The 20,463-nt window shown below is 54.6% G+C and carries 20 protein-coding genes; 17 read left to right on the forward strand and 3 right to left on the reverse strand.

Annotation, left to right across the window (positions count from 1 at the left end):
• The first annotated feature begins 7 nt into the window (after nt 1–7).
• The 15 genes from RIB44_10760 (at nt 8) to RIB44_10830 (ending at nt 14,858) form a co-directional block, all read left to right on the forward strand.
• Nucleotides 8–1,426: an aldehyde dehydrogenase family protein gene (locus tag RIB44_10760; protein MEQ8617064.1), complete on the forward strand. Its 1,419-nt coding sequence runs from the start codon at nt 8–10 to the stop codon at nt 1,424–1,426.
• 102 nt (nt 1,427–1,528) lie between these two features.
• Nucleotides 1,529–2,671, forward strand: a complete 1,143-nt coding sequence (locus RIB44_10765; GenBank protein MEQ8617065.1) for an iron-containing alcohol dehydrogenase — start codon at nt 1,529–1,531, stop codon at nt 2,669–2,671.
• Nucleotides 2,655–3,788, forward strand: coding sequence for a PQQ-binding-like beta-propeller repeat protein (locus tag RIB44_10770; protein ID MEQ8617066.1), 1,134 nt, complete (start codon nt 2,655–2,657; stop codon nt 3,786–3,788). Before RIB44_10765 ends, RIB44_10770 begins: the two co-directional genes overlap by 17 nt.
• On the forward strand, nt 3,778–4,164 hold the full coding sequence (locus RIB44_10775; GenBank protein MEQ8617067.1) for a GxxExxY protein: 387 nt from the start codon (nt 3,778–3,780) through the stop codon (nt 4,162–4,164). The genes RIB44_10770 and RIB44_10775 overlap by 11 nt, the downstream gene beginning before the upstream one ends.
• 53 nt (nt 4,165–4,217) lie before the next feature.
• Nucleotides 4,218–5,519 (forward strand): coproporphyrinogen-III oxidase family protein, encoded by a 1,302-nt coding sequence (locus RIB44_10780; GenBank protein ID MEQ8617068.1) that lies wholly within the window; start codon nt 4,218–4,220, stop codon nt 5,517–5,519.
• A gap of 47 nt (nt 5,520–5,566) precedes the next feature.
• Complete coding sequence (locus tag RIB44_10785) at nt 5,567–5,923, forward strand: four helix bundle protein (GenBank protein ID MEQ8617069.1); 357 nt, start codon at nt 5,567–5,569, stop codon at nt 5,921–5,923.
• A 6-nt stretch (nt 5,924–5,929) separates the two neighbouring features.
• Nucleotides 5,930–6,409, forward strand: coding sequence for a glycine cleavage system protein H (locus RIB44_10790; GenBank protein MEQ8617070.1), 480 nt, complete (start codon nt 5,930–5,932; stop codon nt 6,407–6,409).
• 106 nt (nt 6,410–6,515) lie between these two features.
• A complete protein-coding gene (locus RIB44_10795) occupies nt 6,516–7,586 on the forward strand; it encodes a ferredoxin family protein (protein MEQ8617071.1) in 1,071 nt (356 codons plus the stop codon).
• Nucleotides 7,587–7,639: 53 nt separating this feature from the next.
• Nucleotides 7,640–9,460: an ATP-binding protein gene (locus RIB44_10800; GenBank protein ID MEQ8617072.1), complete on the forward strand. Its 1,821-nt coding sequence runs from the start codon at nt 7,640–7,642 to the stop codon at nt 9,458–9,460.
• 126 nt (nt 9,461–9,586) lie between these two features.
• A complete protein-coding gene (locus tag RIB44_10805; protein MEQ8617073.1) occupies nt 9,587–10,546 on the forward strand; it encodes a PstS family phosphate ABC transporter substrate-binding protein in 960 nt (319 codons plus the stop codon).
• Between the two features lie 92 nt (nt 10,547–10,638).
• Nucleotides 10,639–11,592: a phosphate ABC transporter permease subunit PstC gene (gene pstC, locus RIB44_10810; protein MEQ8617074.1), complete on the forward strand. Its 954-nt coding sequence runs from the start codon at nt 10,639–10,641 to the stop codon at nt 11,590–11,592.
• On the forward strand, nt 11,589–12,494 hold the full coding sequence (gene pstA / locus RIB44_10815) for a phosphate ABC transporter permease PstA (protein ID MEQ8617075.1): 906 nt from the start codon (nt 11,589–11,591) through the stop codon (nt 12,492–12,494). The genes pstC and pstA overlap by 4 nt, the downstream gene beginning before the upstream one ends.
• Before the next feature lie 39 nt (nt 12,495–12,533).
• Complete coding sequence (pstB, locus tag RIB44_10820; GenBank protein ID MEQ8617076.1) at nt 12,534–13,385, forward strand: phosphate ABC transporter ATP-binding protein PstB; 852 nt, start codon at nt 12,534–12,536, stop codon at nt 13,383–13,385.
• Between the two features lie 67 nt (nt 13,386–13,452).
• Nucleotides 13,453–14,118 (forward strand): phosphate signaling complex protein PhoU, encoded by a 666-nt coding sequence (gene phoU / locus RIB44_10825; protein ID MEQ8617077.1) that lies wholly within the window; start codon nt 13,453–13,455, stop codon nt 14,116–14,118.
• A gap of 35 nt (nt 14,119–14,153) precedes the next feature.
• Nucleotides 14,154–14,858, forward strand: a complete 705-nt coding sequence (locus RIB44_10830) for a response regulator (GenBank protein ID MEQ8617078.1) — start codon at nt 14,154–14,156, stop codon at nt 14,856–14,858.
• Here the strand turns inward: RIB44_10830 and RIB44_10835 are convergent.
• Complete coding sequence (locus tag RIB44_10835; protein MEQ8617079.1) at nt 14,819–15,751, reverse strand: hypothetical protein; 933 nt, start codon at nt 15,749–15,751, stop codon at nt 14,819–14,821. The two genes, RIB44_10830 and RIB44_10835, sit on opposite strands and share 40 nt — an antisense overlap.
• A 126-nt stretch (nt 15,752–15,877) precedes the next feature.
• Here RIB44_10835 and RIB44_10840 point away from each other — a divergent pair, with 126 nt between their 5' ends.
• On the forward strand, nt 15,878–16,651 hold the full coding sequence (locus tag RIB44_10840; protein MEQ8617080.1) for a DUF2461 domain-containing protein: 774 nt from the start codon (nt 15,878–15,880) through the stop codon (nt 16,649–16,651).
• Nucleotides 16,652–16,670: 19 nt separating this feature from the next.
• Here the strand turns inward: RIB44_10840 and RIB44_10845 are convergent, their stop codons facing one another.
• Together RIB44_10845 and RIB44_10850 are read right to left on the reverse strand one after the other, a co-directional pair.
• Entirely contained in the window at nt 16,671–17,570 is a 900-nt protein-coding gene (locus RIB44_10845; GenBank protein ID MEQ8617081.1) for a peptidylprolyl isomerase, read from the reverse strand.
• Nucleotides 17,571–17,913: 343 nt separating this feature from the next.
• Entirely contained in the window at nt 17,914–18,786 is an 873-nt protein-coding gene (locus RIB44_10850) for a peptidylprolyl isomerase (protein ID MEQ8617082.1), read from the reverse strand.
• A 311-nt stretch (nt 18,787–19,097) separates the two neighbouring features.
• Between RIB44_10850 and xylA the strand changes: the two genes are divergently transcribed.
• A complete protein-coding gene (xylA, locus tag RIB44_10855; protein ID MEQ8617083.1) occupies nt 19,098–20,408 on the forward strand; it encodes a xylose isomerase in 1,311 nt (436 codons plus the stop codon).
• Nucleotides 20,409–20,463: the final 55 nt, after the last annotated feature.

Here is a 20,463-nt window from a genome sequence, read left to right on the forward strand (position 1 = left end):
TTCAATCATGATCGAACTACCAGCTATTCGTTGGGGCGAGCCCTACGAGTCTCTTGAAATTGACGAAGTGAATCACTTTTACACCGGCGAGCCGGTGGCGAAGGTGCATACCGTGGGGAGCGGGATCATTCGTCGCGATGCGAAGAAGGCGAAGAATGCGCGGCGTGCGTTGCAGGAAATGATGCCGGCGGAGTTGATTGCCAAATGCAAGAAGGCGGGCGAGCTGTTTGAAAGCGGCACGCTCACCGTTGGCGATTCGACTCAATCGCCGGCAGACTTTATCGCCCAACAATCGGCCACGACGGGGATGCCGATTTCGATGTGCGAGGCGAACGTTACGAAGAATGCCTTCGTATTGAAGAATCTTGAACAGATTCTCGACTGCCTGACGCGGGGACTCGATTTGAACATTCTCGCCCGCGGCTATGGCGAAGAGGGGCGCGGCGTGACGGTCAGTTATCAGGCCCAGTGCGATGCGTTGGGCGCGGTGTTGCCTTCGAACTCGCCCGGCGTGCATACGCTGTGGCTACCGGTGATTGCGTTGCAGATGGGGCTCGTGCTCAAGCCAGGTAGCAGCGAGCCGTGGACGCCCTATCGCGTGTTTTCCGCGATGGTCGAAGCGGGCATACCAAAGGAAGCGTTCTGTTTGTACCCGGGTGCCGGGGCGGATATTGGCGGGGCGATTCTTGCCAGTTGTCGTCGTTCAATGATCTTTGGCGGACCGCAGACGGTCGAGCAATACTCAGGCAATCCTAAGGTGCAGGTTCATGGCCCTGGCTTTAGCAAAGTAATCTTTGGCGACGATTGTGTGGACGATTGGGAGCGCCACATCGACCTGCTCGCCGACAGCGTTTATCGCAACGGCGGGCGGAGCTGTATCAACACGTCGAGCATCTATGCTTCCCGCCACACGAAAGAAATCGCTCAGGCCCTTGCGGAGAAGCTCGGTCCCATCGAAGTGCTACCGCCGGACGATCCGAATTCGGGACTAGCGGCGTTCACGATTGAAGGCTCCGCTAAAGCGATTTGGGGTGCGCTAGAAAACGACATTGAAGATTCTCAAGTCACTGAAATGACGGCCAAGTATGGTGAGCGGCTGGTTGAGAAGCCCCCCGTTGCTTACTTGCGTCCGGTGGTGCTACATCACGCTTCGCACGATTCTACTTCGCGCAATAAGGAGTACATGTTCCCGATGGTCAACGTCGTCGAGTGCCCTCAAGCGAAGATGCTCGACGCGATGGAGTATTCGCTCGTTTGCACGGCAATCACCGAGGATGAAGATTTCCGACGCGATCTGATGGCCAGCACGGAGATTGATCGTCTGAATTTAGGGCCTATTCCGACACCAAAACTTGATTGGCTGCAGCCGCATGAGGGGAATCTGATAGAGTTTCTGTATAATAATCGAGCGCTGCAGATTGCTTAAGATTCTTAGTCCACAGACGTTCGTAGTTCCGCCTTTAGGCGGCTTTTGAGTCAACGATCAATACAAACCATAGCGTCGCCTAAAGGCGGAGCTACGAACTTGATGAACGGATTTGATTTTCATTGCCCGACACGGATTGTCTTCGGCCCAGGGCGATTCTCGGAGCTCGGTGAGCTGACGGCTTCGGTTGGGATCAAGCGGGTTCTCGTCGTTTCTGACCCTGGTATTGAAGAAGTCGGACACACGCAGAACGGCGTCGAGTCGCTTCAAGCGGCGGGGCTCGAAACACTCATCTTTGACGGGCTGGCCGAGAACCCGACGACTGATCATGTGGATGCGGGCGTTGCCCTGGCGAAGGAGTTTCAGCCGGAGGGAATCGTTGCCATTGGTGGCGGCAGCAGTATGGACTGCGCGAAGGGGATCAACTTCGTCTATTCCTGCGGCGGACGAATGCAGGACTATTGGGGCGTGGGCAAGGCGACCGCGGAAATGTTACCGATGGTTGCCGTGCCAACGACCGCGGGTACCGGAAGCGAGGCTCAATCGTTCGCGCTGATTTCGGATGCGGAGACGCATGTGAAGATGGCCTGTGGTGACAAGCGTGCCGCGTTTCGCGTGGCGATTCTTGATCCCGAGTTGACGCTCACGCAGCCGCCGCGAGTAACAGCACTGACTGGGATGGACGCGATTAGTCACGCCGTTGAGACGCGCGTCACGAAGAAGCGGAGTGCGGTCTCGATTGGCTTTAGCCGCACAGCTTGGCAACTCCTCTCGTCAGGAATGGAATTACTGCTGGACGATCCCGAGAGAGTCGAGTTGCGTGGAGAGGTGCAGCAAGGGGCATGCTTTGCGGGCTTGGCGATTGAAAGCTCCATGCTCGGTAGTGCTCACGCACTGGCGAATCCCCTGACGGCGACTTACGGAATTGCCCATGGCGAAGCCGTTAGTCTGATGTTGCCGCATGTCGTACGTCGCAATGGCAAGGACCGAGCGATTGCGGAAGCGTATGCTGAAATGGTGCAGACGCTTGGCGAGCCACCAAGTGATCCGGTTTCGCAGCTTGCGGATTACCTCGCGAGTCTAGCCCAGCGTTTTGGGTTGGCTGGGAAGCTTTCCGATTGTGGTGTCGCCCGCGAAGAACTTCCTCGACTTTCCGCCGCTGCCGCTGAACAATGGGTGGGGACATTTAATCCCATCGAAATGACCGCGAACGATTATCTGAAGCTCTATGAACAAGCGTACTAAGACTTTGCGACTGCTTGTCACGATCATTGCGGCAACGGCAAGCTCGGCTCTTTACGCAGACTGGCCCTTGGTGCGGGGTGACGCACAGGCTACTGGCGCTGTGAGCACGAAGCTCAAGGGCGAACTCGAGGAGCTCTGGACTTATCAGGCTGAAGATAGCGCCTTCGAGGCAACCGCGGTCATCAAGGGCGGGTTCGCTTATGTCGGCGATGTCGACGGAACCTTCCATGCTGTCGGTGTGGCCACCAAACGCGTCAAGTGGACGAAGAAGTTTGAAGAGACTGGCTTTCTGGCTGCGGCGACAATTGACGGCGAGCATCTCTATGTCGGCGACTACAACGGCGTGGTCCGCTGCCTGTCGATCAAAGACGGCACACAGGTTTGGAAGTACGACACGCTGAGCGAAATCAATGCGGCGGTCAATGTCCACGGCGATGCGGTGTTGGTCACCACTGAAGGCGGTTCGTTATTCTCGCTTAACAAAGAGAACGGCAAGAAAAATTGGGAGTTCACGATCGAGTCGCCCCTACGCTGCTGGCCGACGGTAGTGAAGGATCGAGTCCTCTTGGCGGGCTGTGATGGCATCCTCCATGCCGTGGACGTAAAAAAAGGCGAACGAGTTGATAAGGTGAGCATTGAAGGACCAACCGGATGCACGCCTGCCGTCTTGGCAGATCATGCCTACTTTGGGACCGAGGACGGAAATTTTTTCGCTATCAAACTTGAACCTCTGAAAGTCGCTTGGAAGTACCGCGATCCCAAGCGTGTCTCGGGCCTCCGGACGGCTGCGGCGGTCAACAAGAAGTTCGTCATCTACGGTAGCCAAGGAAAGAAAGTGTATGCCGTTGACCGTGAAAGCGGCGAACTCGCGTGGGAGTTCCCAACCCGCACGCGTGTCGAGTGTTCGCCATTGATCGTTGGCGAGCATGTTTTCTTCGGAACCGTGCGGGGAAGACTGTATCTGGTTGACTTGAAGACCGGCGAGGATGTCTGGGACTTCAACGCGGGCGGAGGGTTCATTGCATCACCGGCGATCAGCGACGGGCGTATCATCATTGGGAACACTGATGGGACGCTGTACTGTTTCGGAGCGGGTGGAACCACAGATGAACACTGATAAACGCAGATGGGACGAGAATGAGATCACTGAGAAAATAATTGGTTCTGCATTCACTGTTTCAAATACACTAGGAATAGGATTTCTTGAAAAGGTTTATGAGAATGCACTTCGCCATGAAATAACGAAACAAGGCTTGTTAGTTCAGCAGCAAGTTCCTATTAAAATCGGATACGATGGTGTTGTCGTTGGAGACTATATTGCCGACCTGTTGGTCGAGAGCCATGTCCTAGTTGAGTTAAAAGTTGCGAAAGCGCTGGACGATATTCACCTAGCACAGTGCTTGAACTATTTGAAAGGGACAGGCCTCAAACTCGCCCTTTTGATTAATTTCGGAAACACGCGAGTTGAAGTCAAACGAGTAAGAAACGATTAGCACCCGATAATCTGAGTTCATCCGTGTTTATCTGTGGTTCCTAATTCTTAGCCATGCCTGAATCGACCAAAACTGAAGTCGGTAGCTACTTCATTAGCAATTATCCGCCGTTCTCGCAGTGGAAGACGGAGAACGTCGGTGAGGTGCGTGATAAGTTGGACTCGCCGCCTGCTGAGGTTCCGCTAGGACTGTACTTGCATATTCCTTTTTGCCGCAAACGGTGCAAGTTTTGTTACTTCAAAGTCTTCACGGACAAGAATGCGGAGAATATCGAGCGGTATCTGGCGGCACTCTCCAAAGAGATCGAACTGGTCAGCCAAGTCCCCGCGATGGGCGGCAGGCCGTTTCGGTTTGTCTACTTTGGCGGCGGGACGCCTTCTTACTTGGCCGAGAAGCAACTCCGACGGCTTGTTGATCGTTTGGAAGCGAACATCAGTTGGGACAAGGCAGAAGAGGTCACCTTTGAGTGCGAGCCAGGCACGCTGAGCGAGCCGAAGGTTCATGCGTTGCGCGAGCTTGGCATCACGCGTCTGAGTCTCGGCGTCGAGCATTTCGACGACGCCATCCTCCGAGACAACGGCCGTGCTCACGAGTCCGAAGAGATTCGCCGTGCGTGGCCGTGGATCAAGGCGGCCGATTTCCCCAACGTAAACATTGATCTGATTGCCGGCATGGTTGGCGAGACGGACAAGAAGTGGAAGGAGACGGTCGCGAAAGCGCTTGAGCTAGAGCCCGATAGCGTGACGATCTACCAGATGGAGTTGCCCTTCAACACGGTCTACTCGAAGGACATTCTTGGAAACGAGATCGAAACCCCGGTTGCTGATTGGCCACAGAAGCGTGCGTGGGTGGACTACGCATTCGATCAGTTTGCTGCGGCTGGCTATTCTGTTTCAAGCGCGTACACGATGGTTCGTGATGCGAGTGCCGTGAACTTCAGCTATCGGGATAATCTCTGGCAAGGGAGCGATTTGCTCGCCACGGGAATCGCCAGCTTCGGGCACATCAGCGGCGTGCATTATCAGAACTTGCCAGAGTGGGAGGACTACTGCGGCTCGCTGGAAGCAGGCAAGCTTCCCCTTTCACGCGCTTTAAGAATCACACCGCATCAGGCGCTGGTGCGAGAGATGATCCTGCAGTTGAAGAAGGGCTATCTCGAACCGGCTTATTTCCGCAAGAAGTTCGACGTGGATATCGTCGATCATTGGCAAGCGGAGTGGAAACAACACGAGAGCGATGGCTATGTGAAGCTGGATGGCGACCGAATCGAGCTGACTCGTGAGGGTTTGCTGCGAGTTGATGGATTGTTACCCGCTTTCTTCGAGGCGGAGCATCAAGGGGTGAGGTACACGTAGCTATAGGCTGTTAGCTCTTGGCTTTTGGCTGTTGGGGGAAGACGAGGATGCAAGACTATCGAAATTTGGACGTGTGGAGGTATTCACATCAGGTCACTCTTCTTGTTTACAAGGCAACAGGTTTTTTTCCCAAGGACGAACGGTTTGGCTTGGTATCCCAATTACGTCGCGCAGCTTCTTCAGTTGGATCGAATATCGCCGAAGGTTGCGGGCGAGGCAGTGATGCTGATTTCGCGAGATTTCTCCAGATGGCGCAAGGATCGGCCAGCGAGGTAGATTATCAATTACTGCTGGCAAAAGACTTGGGGTTTCTCTCGGATGAGGAGTACGAATCGATCGTAGAGAAGCTTAGTAGTGTCAGAAAGATGCTAAACGCTCTTCTATCACGCTTACGAAGGAACTAGGTATCCGTGGCCAATAGCCAACAGCCAAGAGCCAACAGCCTCTTTTTTATGATGGGCGAATTCCAGGCGGAGTTTCCCACGGATCGTCTTTACGCGAAGAACCACATGTGGGCTCGAGAGGTTGAGGGCGGCAGCTTTCGATTCGGTTTCTCAGCCTATGCGGTTCGTTTGCTCCAGGATGTTTACTTTCTTGATTGGGAAATTGAAGCAGGCATGTCTGTCAGTGAGCGGCAGGAGATTGGGCAGATCGAAAGCAAGAAGGCGGAGGCGTCTCTCTACGCTCCTGTCGCAGGGAGAGTCAGCACGATGAACGAGGCGTTGCTTCGCGACCCTTCGACGATCAATGTGGATACCTACGGCGAAGGCTGGCTTTTTAATATGGAGGCCGATGATGCTTCGCTCCTCTCCCCCGAAGACTATCTCGACCATCTGGAAGCTGTCTGGGAAGTAACGCAGCGGACAATCAAGGGGCAGATGAACGAATAGAAGTGGGCAATAGGCAGGGGGCAGTCGGCAGTCTCCGATGCTTCACTCACGCAGTTGCATACGCTAAGCTGAAAGCTGACCGCTGATAGCTGAAAGCACTTAAACTATGCCCGCCCGTCTTAACGTCGTCGTCTCGCAGAGCCGTTCTCAGAACCCGAAGAAACGGGCGATTGAGGAGCGGATTGTTGGGGAACTGCTCGGCTCCCCGGGCATCGATGTCGCTGTGGTGCCGCATCTCTACGATTTGAAATCCGACGGGCCGGGGATACTGAGTCTCTCCGGTATGACTGGCAATATCGTTCTCTGCAGTTGGCTCTATCCGAGGGCCGCCCGATGGACGCTCGATCGAAATGGAATATGTGGTCAAGAAGGCACCACGCTTCTGAAATCGTTGGGAGAGGATGAGGAAACAGATGAAGAGCAACCAGAAGAGGACGAAAAGCAGCGGGTGATCGAGTCGCGTGAGGTGCCACAACGCAAGATCTATTGCCTCGATTTGCGGGCCTACGATACAGCGGATGAGTACCTCACGGAAATCCGTCGCATCGCGAGTGAAGCGAGCACGCAGACGGTGGATCTCATGGGCTGGATTAATGGGTCACCCAAGCAGGAGCAGCTTGATCGTTACCTTGCCAACGGCTCCGCTAGCGAGGGCGGAGAGGGGAAGGAGGAAGGCGGAAGCATCGAAGCGACCATTGTCGATGAGGATGCCGCGCGGCGATGGTATCCGGTGATTGACTTCAGTCGCTGCACGAATTGTTTGGAGTGCATCGATTTTTGCCTGTTTGGAGTTTACGGACTCGATGGACAGGAGACGATTCTTGTTGAGCAGCCGGACAATTGCCGCAAGGGTTGCCCCGCTTGTAGTCGGGTTTGCCCTGAGAATGCGATCATCTTCCCCGAGCATAAGACGCCGACGATTGCTGGCAGCCCCGAAGTTGGTGGGCCGTTAAAGATTGATCTTTCGCAATTGTTTGGCGCCCCTGATCCTGGAGCCCCCGGTGCTGAGAAGGCGCACGAAGTTGCCGCGCGCGAACGGGATGAGCAACTTTTGGCCGTCGGAAGGGAAGCGGTTGGGATGGAGGTCGGCATGCCGAAACGTCAAACGCAAATCGCAAGTCAACCAGCAGATGATCTTGATCGGTTGATGGATTCGCTTGATGAACTTGATCTCTAGTAGCAATCTCTCAATTACCTAGCTCCGTTTTTTCGAGTGGGACGAACTCGTTGATGAATCAGTGGAGCATCTTCTTTCGACGACTTTTCTTTTTTGAAGTCGTCCTGCTGTTGGCCACCTTGATTCTAGCGGCAGCCGCGGAGCGCTGGGTCTATGAGCAGTCGCTTGAGCAGTCTCTCGCTCGACTTCGCGGTGGGGCTGAACTTCTTGCCGAGATCTATAGGGAGGATTTCCCTCAGGACGTCGAGCCTGAGGTTGTTGAAGAGGTCAATCGCCTATCGGATCGCACGGGGTTGAGGCTGACGCTTGTTGACGATGAGGGGATTGTTCTCGCGGATTCGAGTTTCGAAACGGCTGACGGTGTTCAGGCGATGGAGAATCATCTGGAACGCCTGGAAATTGTCAGGTCGAAAAGCAGCGGAAGTGGAAACGCCGTCCGAGCAAGCCCAACGATGCAAGCCAACTATATCTATTACGCAGTTGCCTTGGCTGCGGAGGGTGATGGGAACGAGGCGGAGCCTGAACAGGATAAGCAGCCGTTGGGCTATGTCCGTTGTTCATTGCCGGAAGCCCCGTTAGTTGCAAAAGCCGCTCAAGTGAGGCGTGGCGTTTGGCTCTTGGGGTTCTTGATCGGTCTGGTGGGGATTCCTGTCGTCGCTCTCCGAACGAATCGCCTGGTGACGCCAATTAGCTCGCTTTCCGGAGCGATGTTGGAAGTGAAGGAGGGCCATCCGGCAGTCAAGGTTGAGGCCCCCAACAGTAAGGAGCTCACGGCACTCTTCAATCGCTTCCATGAAATGCAACGAGCAATTGATTCTCGGGAGCAGCAGCTTAGCGAAAATTTGGCCCGGCATAGTACCGTGCTGACGGGTATGGCCGAGGGCGTGATTGCCGTGGACAACCAGGAGCGAATTCTGTTCGCCAACGAAGCAGCCGGTCAGGTGCTCGATTTCTCTTTACACGACGTCAGGAATCAGACGCTGCTGGAGGTCGTACGCGATCATCAACTCCGTCAAGTGGTTCAGCAGGTAATCCACTCAGAGAAACCCTACCGTGTGGACATCCAGTGGCGAGGTCCTCAAGAACGAGATCTTGAGATCCACGGCACGCCGTTGCCTGGCGAACCCTGCCCTGGCGTCGTTCTTGTCATCGACGATGTGACGGCCATGAAAAAGTTGGAAGGATTGCGTCAGCAATTCGTTTCCAACGTTTCGCACGAGTTGAAAACGCCGCTGAGCTCGATCAAGGCATATACGGAGACGTTGCTCAATGGGGCGATCGAAGATGAAGAGAACCGCGTTCGGTTTCTTGAACGCATTGACGAGCAGGCGGATCGGCTCAATCAACTGATTCACGACATGTTGTCGTTGGCCAGAATCGAGGCCGGGCGAGATATTCTTGATGTGAAGAGTCTTCCACTTGCGCCACTCATTTCGCAGTGCGTTGCTGATCACGAGTCGCTGGCGGCGAGCAAGCCGGTTCGGCTGGTCAACGAGGCAGCAGAGACTTCATTGAAGGTTGCTGCAGATGAGGAGAGTTTGCGGCAGGTCCTTAGTAATCTGATCGACAATGCCCTTAAGTACACCCCCCCCGACGGAGAGGTGCGGGTCCGAGTGCAGCAAGACGAAGAGCTGGTGACCATCGAAGTTGCCGACACGGGGATTGGCATTGCCCCACAGCACCAAGATCGACTTTTCGAGCGGTTCTACCGTGTCGATAAGGCCCGTTCTCGCGAGCTGGGGGGCACTGGATTGGGCCTTTCGATTGTGAAGCACCTTTGCCAAGCAATGAACGGAGAAGTCACCGTAAGCAGCGAAATTGGCAAGGGTTCGCAATTCCGTGTAAAGCTACCGGCGGCGGTTCAGTCCGCCTGAGGTTTCATGTTATCTTAACACTTTCTTAATTTTCCAGTGATAGCTTGTCCGGTTCTTGAAGGCGGAGAAACGACTGACCCCGCTTATCCAAACCCTCTAATCACTGGAAGCAAGGAACCGGATTTGATGCGTAATAACATGAGATATTTGCGAAGCACGCTCGTACTCGCTTGCCTGGTTATCTCCACTTTCGGATGCAGCGGAGGATCAGGAGAGGGTGGTGCTCAATCGAAGAATATCCGCATTGATGGCTCGAGTACGGTATTCCCGGTCTCTGAAAAGGCTTCTGAAGAGTACCGCAAAGAGAACCCAGACATTCGAATCTCCGTGAGTCAGTCTGGCACGAGTGCTGGATTCAGCAAGTTTGTCAAAGGGGAAACCGACATCTCCGATGCTTCACGGCCAATCAAAGATAGTGAAGTTGAAGAAGCGAAAGGTAACGGGATTGAGATCATCGAGTTTGTTGTCGCTCAAGATGGTTTGGCCGTTGTCGCGAATCCGGGCAATGACTGGTGTGATTCGCTAACCGTGGAGCAACTAAAGTCGATCTGGCGTCCTGAAGCTAAAGGCACTGTGATGACTTGGAAGGACGTGAACCCAGAGTGGCCTGAAGAACCACTGAAGCTTTACGGTCCTGGTACCGCGTCGGGAACCTTCGAATACTTCACAAAAGTGATTAACGGTGAAAAGAAGGCAAGTCGCCCTGACTATACGCCTAGCGAAAACGACAATATTCTCGTTGAAGGTGTGAAGAACGAAAAAGGTGGCCTCGGGTACTTTGGATACGCCTACTACGCCGAGAATCAAGAGAGCCTGAAGCTGATTGGTGTGGATGCGGGTGAGGGACCCGTGAAGCCGACCGAAGCTTCCGTGAAAGATGGGAGCTATAAGCCGTTGGCTCGCCCGATTTATATCTACGTGAGCAAGAAGTCGCTAGAGCGTCCTGAAGTGGCGAAGTTTGTGAAGTTCTACGTTGAGAACACGGCAGATTTTGCTGTTGCGAAACAGTACGTTGCCCCTTCGCAGGAATCGTTGGCGAAGAATGCGGAACTTCTGAAGACGGAAGTTGAACCTAACATCAAATAACTCGCCTTCGGGCAAGTTGAAATTGGGATAGCCCGCATCCGTTGTGGCTCTTCGAGCCGCAGCGGTTGCATGCTTCTTATCGAGTTTTTTGCATGGCGCCACTCGCAACTTCGAATTCTGACGGCACGGTGGGCGGGAGCAAGATTTCTGCCGGATCGAGCCCGTCGTACCGCAAGTACTTCGAGAAGGGTATCTCGGGTTTACTCGCTGTTTGCGCTGCCGTTTCGATCCTCACAACGGTTGGCATCGTGGTCATCTTGTTGACGCAGTCGCTGCCGTTTTTCGGTGAAGTTTCGATTGTCGAGTTCCTAACCGGCACGGAATGGACACCTCTATTCAAGCCGCAGCATTTTGGGATTCTCCCCTTGGTCTGTGGCACCACACTCGTAGCAGGCGGGGCGGCTCTGATTGCGATTCCTTTGGGCTTAGGAACGGCGATCTATCTAAGCGAGTACGCGAGGCCAGCGGTCCGCAACACAGTAAAGCCGGCCTTGGAGATCTTGGCCGGTATCCCTTCGGTCGTGTTTGGCTACGTTGCTCTTGTGTTTATCTCTCCGCTGCTGAGGGGATGGTTTCCTTCAGCGGAATACTTCAACGCAGCAAGCGCGTGCATCGTGGTGGGGGTGATGATCCTTCCGATGGTTGTCTCGCTCAGCGAAGAGGTGCTGCGTTCGGTCCCGCGATCGTTGAGAGAGGCCTCCTATGCATTAGGAGCAACCAAGTTTGATGTGACCTGCGGAGTAGTCGTTCCCGCTGCACTGTCAGGTATCGTCGCCTCCTTCTTGCTAGCGATTGCCCGTGCGATCGGTGAGACGATGGCGGTGACGATGGCGGCAGGGGCAACCGCGCAGCTGACGCTTAACCCGTTGAAAAGTATCCAGACCATGACGGCCTACATCGTGGAAGTGAGTTCTGGTGATATTCCAATGGGTTCCATTGAATACTCAACCGTCTTCGCGGTCGGCTTGACGCTGTTTGCCTTTACGCTTTGCTTGAACGTTCTTGCCCAGTGGATTCTCTCACGCATGCGGGAGAAGTACGAATGAGCAGCCAGTATTCTCAACCGCGTCAAAACTCTCTGGCGGAACATACCAGCGGTCGCCCCTACGCGAAGCTACTCTCGAAGGCTTTTGCCCTGCTCTGCGCGGCATGCACGTTCGTGTGCGTTGCTACGTTGGTCATGCTGCTTTGGAAGATTATCGAGTATGGCTGGGGTCGTGTGAGTATGGATCTCATCACCGAGTATCCCTCTTCCACCCCAGAGAAGGCGGGTATCAAGTCGGCCTTGGTCGGAAGTTTGTACCTGATTGGGCTCACGGCGTTGTTCTCGGTGCCCATTGGTGTTGGTGCAGCGATTTTCTTGGAAGAATACTGCAAGCCGAGCCGCTGGCGCACGATGGTGCAGACCAATATTGCTAACTTGGCGGGCGTTCCTTCGATTGTGTACGGAATCCTCGGCCTGGGACTCTTCGTCCGCTACATGAACCTCAACCGCAGCGTGTTGGCCGGGGCAATGACCCTGACGCTTGTGGTTTTGCCGATCGTCATTCTGACTGCTCAGGAGGCGCTTCGGGCTGTCCCCGGATCGATCCGTCAGGCCTCCTATGCACTGGGTGCGACGCGATGGCAGACCGTCTGGGGGCAACTTCTTCCCGCCTCGCTGCCGAGCATCTTAACAGGCGTCATCCTGGCGCTGTCGCGGGCCTTGGGGGAAGCCGCTCCGCTTCTGGCAATCGGCGCTGCAACGTATACGACATTCCTGCCAGAGAGCATTTACGACGATTTTAGTGTCATGCCACTGCAGATTTATTACTGGGCCGGCCTGCCACAAGAGGAGTTCAAGCAAGCCGCCGCGGCCGCCATTGTGGTGCTGTTGACCGTCCTGATTTGTATGAATGCTCTCGCGGTTTTTCTTCGCTATCGCTTCAGTAAGCGAATTCAATGGTAGAATGAGTTCCCAGTTGACTAACCGAAAAGTTCCGCAGCCATGACTGAAATGACTTCTGAAAGACCGACCAAGCCGCTGGCTGCCCCGATTGTCGAGACGAAAGGGGACGCGCCCTCAGCCGACGATCTGTTGAGCCGTCCCAAGAAAGTCTGTACGAAGAATGTTGACTTCTTTTACGGGCCTCATCAGGCACTGCATGGTATCTCGCTTGATATGCCAGAGAACATGGTGACCGCATTGATTGGTCCCTCAGGATGTGGAAAAAGCACATTCCTGCGTTGCTTGAATCGCATGAACGACATGATCGAGAACACGATCGTACGCGGTGATATCCTGCTGGATGGGCAGGACATCTACAAATCGCGAACTGATGTGGTCGAACTTCGCAAACGGGTTGGGATGGTCTTTCAAAAGTCGAATCCCTTTCCCAAGTCAATCTACGACAATATCGCCTATGGGCCGCGGGTCGCTGGTGTTAAGAAACGATCCGTGCTGGATGAGATCGTCGAGAAGTGTCTCCAGCAATCGGCTTTGTGGGACGAGGTGAAGGACCGGCTTACGGATTCGGCCTTGCAGCTATCCGGTGGGCAGCAGCAACGGCTCTGCATCGCGCGTGCTTTAGCCACGGACCCAGACGTCCTGCTGATGGACGAGCCCGCTTCGGCGCTCGATCCCAAGAGTACGGCACGCATCGAAGATTTGATCTTTGAATTGAAGGATACCTACACGATCGTCATCGTGACTCACAATATGCAGCAAGCAGCGCGAGTTTCGGATCAGACCGCGTTTTTCTACGAGGGGAATCTCATTGAGGTAGGTGCGACGACGGAACTCTTCACGCGACCTACTCAGCAACAAACTGAAGAGTACATCACCGGTCGGTTCGGCTAGTCGGATTTTTGGCTCCGAGCCTTGGAGCGAATGCGGCTGCCGCAACGGATAAGGAAAGAAGTGAGTTATGTCGAAGCACCTACAACGCGACCTCAAGAATTTGGAACAGCGCCTGCTCGATCAATCCTCGATGGTTGAGCATATGGTCTATCAAGCGTGTCAATCACTCCGTGAAATGAGCACAGAACTCCTCGCAGAAGTGCTCCGCGACGAAGAAGTTGTGAACAATCACGAAGTGGAGATTGAGGAAGAATGCCTGAAAATCTTGGCCCTGCACCAACCGGTCGCGGTAGATTTGAGAAGAGTGGCGACAGTCCTGAAAATCAACAACGATCTTGAGCGAATTGCCGATCTAGCGGTGAACATCGGTGAGCGAACTCGCAATCTCGTGATGTTTCCAGATTTCAATGCGCCTGAAAACCTTGATGACATGGCCGAAGTAACCATCAGTATGGTGCGCGATGCATTGGATGCCTTTGTGCGCCTTGATGTTGAGGTGGCGCGGGATGTCTGTCTGCGCGACGACGTCGTGGACAATCTGAATCGCGAAGTCATCGACATGTTGCATGAGATGGTCCATCAGCACCCGAGTGTCGTTGAGCCCGCGATCTGCTTCTTTTCCGCGTCACGACATGTCGAGCGGATTGGTGACCACGCAACGAATATCGCTGAGGATGTCATTTACTTGGTTGACGGCGAAATTACGCGTCACCGTCATGAAGCGTCTGTTTAGTAGTTCTAGTTGGTGTCATCGTACACCGCAGAAACATGGCTAAAGCACGAGTTTTGATCGTTGAGGATGATGCCTCCTTGGGTGAGGTGTTGGAGTACAATCTCAACCAAGAGGGTTACGAGACGCAACTTGCCACAGACGGCCAGCAAGGCTTGAAAGAGATTCGCTTGCGTGTGCCCGACCTGGTGATCCTTGATCTCATGCTTCCCCTGATCGACGGCTTGGAAGTCTGTCGCCTGCTTCGCGCGGATCCCACGACACAAGATGTGCTAGTGATGATGCTAACGGCACGGAGTGAAGAGTCAGACCAGTTGGTCGGATTCTCGATGGGGGCGGACGATTATGTGACGAAGCCTTTTAGCGTGAAGGTCTTGCTGCAGCGGATCAATGCCCTGCTCCGCCGTAAGGATAAGGGGACCACAGATCGTGAGATTCTCGTTAGCCAAGGCATCATGATTGATCGGCGTCGGCATCGCGCGACCGTCGGAGATCTAGCTCTTGATCTCACGCCGAGCGAGTTCGGGTTACTTGCCGCCCTTGTCCGCCAACCCGGTCGAGCATTTAGTCGTGCCGAGCTAATCGATGTCGCTTTAGGCGATGATGCGATTGTGCTGGAACGCACCATCGACGTCCATGTTCGAGCTCTGCGTAAAAAACTCGCCGGGCACGCAGATCTCATCCAGACGGTGCGTGGCGTCGGCTACCGTTTCCGCGACCCTTCGGATGTTGCTCTCGTCTGAGCGACTCTCTTCACAGGAAGTGCCTCGATGACTTCATGGGTGACCAAGCTGTTGGTAGGCTCAGGTAGATCGTCTTCGATCCCTGCTTGCTCCTGACAGGGTTGTCGGCCGCAGAAGTGCCTGAGTTGGCTACATTGGAAGCCGTATTTCATGCTTGGGCAACGAATTGTGTCGTAGTACCAGTACATCACGTGGACGTGGTTCGAACGGCTCAGGTCGGGAAGCCCTCGCATCGGTGTTGGGCCTTTTACACAGTAGTTTCTCACGCCGCGGTATTTGGCGGGGGCACCGTAGCCACTAATCTCGGGTGCCCAGTAGTTCTCAACACAGCGAGCGTGACGTGTTGCACCTAGCTTGCAGAAGATCTCCTCATGGAAGTCCTCCGGCGGGTCCAGCAGGGTCAACTGAGCCATCGGCCCTTGATCGCACAGACAGGCCGCCGCCTGTGCAGCGGCGATGGTTCCTAAGCTGTGGGCGATAATCTGCGTCTGCCCAGGTACGACTCCACGGGCGCGGAGTGCGGACGCCATCATCCGGCCCTGGCACCGCCCAATGCGTTGCGGCTCGTCATTGAAGGGGCTCACGCTTACGCCGTTCCAGTCCCAGGAAAGCAGGTTGTAGCTATCCCCGCAACGACAGCGTAGTTGCCGTGCGGACGACTGTGCGAAAATACAGCGGATGAACCTAGGCGCCGGGTTCCAGCCGTGAGTGATGACGATCGTGGGCTTTGACGGATCAATCGGATCGCAAGGGTGTGCACCGCACGAGTAGTTGAGCAACACCCCCATCCGACCATTTCCACCCTTCTGCATAATGGCCGTGTCGAGCTTGCAGCCGCTTGCGAACAAGCAAGCTACCAACACGAAAAAAGTGAGGATGGGCGAGGCTTTCATGATTGTCGCCTAGCGAAAGTTTGAGGATTGGAGCATCGCTGCCGGGCCGGTTATAACTGTCACAGAAACCTTCGGGGCGAAGTTGGGGCCTGGTCGGTTTTGCGTCTACTCGTGTATCGGTTAGCGATGCGAAGGACTGGAGTGATTAGCACAGTCGTTACGCGGTTGGGCGTACCCTACGACACTAATCTGGAGTTGATTCGCATGGCCAAGCAAAAGTTCCCAGGCTTCCCGCTGGAGATGCTGCATTTCTTCGATCGTTTGGGGAAAAACAACAACCGGGAATGGTTTGCCAAGAACAAGCCGAAATACGAGGAGCACGTACTGGGGCCGGCCTTGTCGTTCGTCGAGGCGATGCAGGCGCCGCTGAAGAAACTCTCACCGCACTTTCTGGCGATACCGAAGCGACAAGGTGGTTCGGTGATGCGGATCTACCGTGACGTTCGCTTCAGTAAAGATAAGCGACCATACAAAACCAATTTGGGAATCCACTTTCGTCATGAGAAGGGCAAAGACGTTCACGCCCCGGGATTCTATTTTCACGTCGACAACGATGAGGCATTTCTCGGAGCTGGGATTTGGCATCCCGACGGCCCGACGCTTCGCAGAATCCGCAAAGCGATCGACAAACGCTCTGCGGATTGGAAAAAAGCGAAAGGCGGAGCCGCCTTCAAAAAGCGTTTTGAACTCGGCGGTGACTCGCTAGTCCGCCCACCGAAAGGTTACGACGCGGAGCATCCTTTGATCGAAGACTTGAAAAGGAAAGATCACATCGCGATGACAAAGCTCGATTACGATATCTTGCTTTCACCAGAAATAGTGAAAGAGACGACCGCAGCGTTTCGCGCTGCAAAGAACTACGTCGCGTTTCTCTGCGAGGCAATCGGCGTGAAGTTCTAACCGCTGGGCCGCTCGCGGCTTAGCCGATTGCGTTTTTTCGGCGACGCGACAATCCTAGTGCGGCTAAGCCGCAAGCGGCAAGCGCTAGAGCGCCGGGCTCAGGGACGCTGTTGGCCGCGGGAAGGCTGGCAGCAGTGGCGGCACGTTGCCAGCCGAGGATGTCATCGCCGTCGACATCACCATCCATGTCGAGATCGCCATCATCCCAAAAGGCTCCGGTAGCGAGTCCAAAGTTATCTTCGATAATGGCCAAGTCAGCTTCGTTGACTTGGCCGTTGAAGTTGACGTCTCCGAACTTGGGATTGATGACCGAAGCCCGAGTAATCTTCACAAAGTTCTCGTCCTGGACAAAGTTGCCTGGAGTGTAGTCTTGTAAAGGTAGACTCGTCCAAGCGGGGTGTAAGCTCGAGCCATTGAATGTTGGCAGAGCATTGATCGAATCGGCCACATTCATACCGCCAAAGAGTACCGCTCCGAACGCAGAGAACCCCCCATCGGGCCTGGTTGGGTCATCCAAACTTGAGTTGTCGTTCAGGTTGATAAACCATTGGCTGGTTACGGTGTCAGGGCCGCTCTTAGCAAAAGCAATTGTGCCGCGAGTATTCGAAGGGCCAGCAACTCCGCCGCCAGGCTCATCATCAATCGCGGCGTCGAGTGTGATAGTTCCGGCACCAGTCGTTTCGCTATAGGTAAACCCGCCACCTTGGATGACGAAAGGTTGCCCGCCGGAGAAAGCATTACGATGAACAATCGTGTCGTCGTAGCGAGCGGAATTCACATAGCTGAGGAAGTTGTCCACGCTGCGGGGCATTTCCTCGTCGAAGAGTTGGAACACGATGGTGCCTTCGGTCGTGATGAAGCGAACGAAGGTGCCAGCCTCTGCCTTCGAGCCGAGCGAAGCGCCGAAGCAGGCGATCATGACCAGGCAACTCTTTAGGATGTACCGTCTACTTGTCTGCATTGTGGGACCGTAAGCTGTGTCGAGAGCATTTGGTTACTATCCATGAAGTCCAAAGCTCGTAAGAAATTTTCCGTGTAGAGGCCTCTTCCCAACTGAGGCCGTCAATTCCCGCGACTGCCACGCCCTTTTTGCGGGTTACGTTCCGTGCGGAAAGTCTCTAATTCAAGGTAATTCGCTAAAGAAAGGCTGTCCACAATCGTGTGATTAGGTTCGCCCTAAGCTTTAATATACGCGAAGGATTAAACTCAGTTTTCATACAGCCCTTATAACCCTCAGCAAAGATGAGTGGCTAGGTAGACAGTTAATGTCGGCGCCGTCTGACAGCCAGCGGCAAGCCGATTGTCAGTGCAGCAAGGAGCAGGGTCGTCGGCTCGGGAACTGCCGTTGCCGCATGGAGGGCTCCACTCGTGACAAGTTGCTGTTGCCAAATCAGAAAGTCACTCCCATCAACAACGCCACTGCCATTTCCATCCGCTTCGACGTCGAGTGCGGAACCGAAGTCGGTTTCCCAAACGACGAGATCAGCATTGCTGACAACGCCATTGAAAGTGTAGTCGGCATCGGGGTTGGTAAGTATCGAAATGTCGTTGAAGAGGGCTAGGTTTTCGCGGAAAATTGTGCCGCCTTGAAAGTCGATGACCGGCAAGGTCGTAAAGGCACCCCCAGCATTGACCCGAGGTAGATTAGCTATCGCATCAGCGACCGCCATACCGTTCCCGACAACTCTGCCGAAAACAGTGAAGCCGCCGTTTTGATTGTCGAGGTTTGATGCGTTGTCTGCGAGATTAAAGAAAAAACCGCTGGTAGCACTATTGATGGTAGTGGGATTGGGCGGCTGTCCCTCAGGTGGTCCTACTTTGGCATAGGCAATCGTGCCGCGAATATTCGTAATTCCAAATTCGTTGAGAATCGGGGGATCAGTCGGAACATTCTGGACGCCCACGCCTTCGGGAAAATTGAATCCGCCCGCTTGAATGATGAACCCAGGAACACTCCGATGGACGAAGTTATCTTCGTAATCACCATCGTTGATGTAGTTGATGATGTTTTGGGTCGAGATCGGTGTGGCGGCATCAAATAGCCGAACATCGATCGCCCCTAAAACTGAGTCGAACCGCACAACGGTTGCCCGCGCCTGGCAAGCAGCGAAAGTTGCCAGGATTGAGAACGTCATCAAGAAAGATGCAAGGATTCGGGCGCGTACCGCTAAACTCATAGGTCGTATCTACTTACTGTTCGAAGTCTGTTCCGCTGGCGAGTCTCAACAGGTGAGACCCTCGAATCCTCGACATTGCTTACCAGAGAAGCAAGAGCGTGCATGTCGAGAGTATCTATCTGATAGCCTACTTGTCCGAGGCGGAACTGTCCACAAATGGGACGGCCCCCTGCCCAAACTAAGGAGGGTTCTGTTAAAATCCGCATTCGGCATTGCTACACAACGAACAACCCTCCGTCAGCATCTTCAGGATGTTGCCCAATCTCAACATGACCGCATTTCCAGAAATCGAAAAGATCCCCTTTGAAGGCCCGGAAAGCCGCAACCCTTTGGCGTTTCGCTACTACGATGCAGACGAGTTGGTTGAAGGCAAAACGATGCGTGACCGTTTGCGGTTTAGCGTCGTCTACTGGCACACGTTCCGTGGGCAAGGCTCCGACCCGTTTGGTCCTGGGACAGCCGTGCGACCTTGGGAGGACGGGAGCGACTCGGTTGAGAACGCCCAGAATCGGGTGCGCGTCGCCTTCGAGTTTATTGAGAAGTTGGGCGCGCCGTTCTATGCGTTTCATGATCGTGATGTGGCACCCGAGGGAGCAACTCTCGCGGAGTCGAATGCCAACCTGGACGCGGTCGTCAAGGTCTTGAAGGAGGAGCAGGAGCGCACCGGCATCGAACTGCTCTGGGGCACGGCCAATCTGTTTAGCAACCCCCGCTTCATGCACGGTGCCGCTACGAGCCCCAACAGCGAGGCGTTCGCCTTTGCCGCGGCTCAGGTCAAACATGCGTTGGAAGCAACGCATGAGCTGGGTGGGCATGGGTACGTGTTCTGGGGTGGGCGTGAAGGTTATCAGAACCTCTGGAACACGGACATGAGCCGTGAGTTGGACCACCTGGCGAAGTTCCTGCACATGGCGGTCGAGCACGCGAAGAAGATTGGTTTCAAGGGCCAGTTTTACATCGAACCCAAGCCGAAAGAGCCGACGAAGCACCAGTACGATTCCGACGCGGCTGCCTGTCTCAACTTCTTGCGACAGTACGATCTGCTCGACCATTTGAAGCTCAATTTGGAGACCAATCATGCGACACTCGCGGGGCATACCATGCACCACGAGTTGGAAACCGCCGGAGCAGCCGGAGCGTTGGGATCGATCGATGCCAACACCGGCGACTTGCTGCTGGGTTGGGATACGGATCAGTTCCCAACGGACATCTACCTCACCTCGCAGTGCATGTACGCAATTCTCAAGTACGGCGGGCTGACTACTGGCGGCGTGAACTTCGACGCCAAAGTCCGTCGCGAGAGCTTCGAACCAATCGACTTGTTCTATGCTCACATCGGTGGAATGGATGCATTCGCCCGTGGTTTGAAAATTGCCGCTGCGATGCGTGCTGATGGCAAGCTGGAAGGACTTCTCAAAGAACGGTACTCCAGTTGGGATAGCGGCACAGGAGCAGAGATCGAAGCCGGCAATCACAGCTTGGAATCGCTCTCGAAGATCATGCTCGAAAAAGGCGAGATCAGCGGCAACGCTAGCGGTCGCCAAGAGATGATCGAGAATCTGATCAATACTTATCTCTAACGAGTTGCTTGCGTGCTTGTCAGCGGAGGGAAGTCTCTTGGCTTGAGTTGCTAAA

This window comes from Lacipirellulaceae bacterium (assembly GCA_040218535.1).
Classification (GTDB): Bacteria; Planctomycetota; Planctomycetia; order Pirellulales; family Lacipirellulaceae; genus Adhaeretor.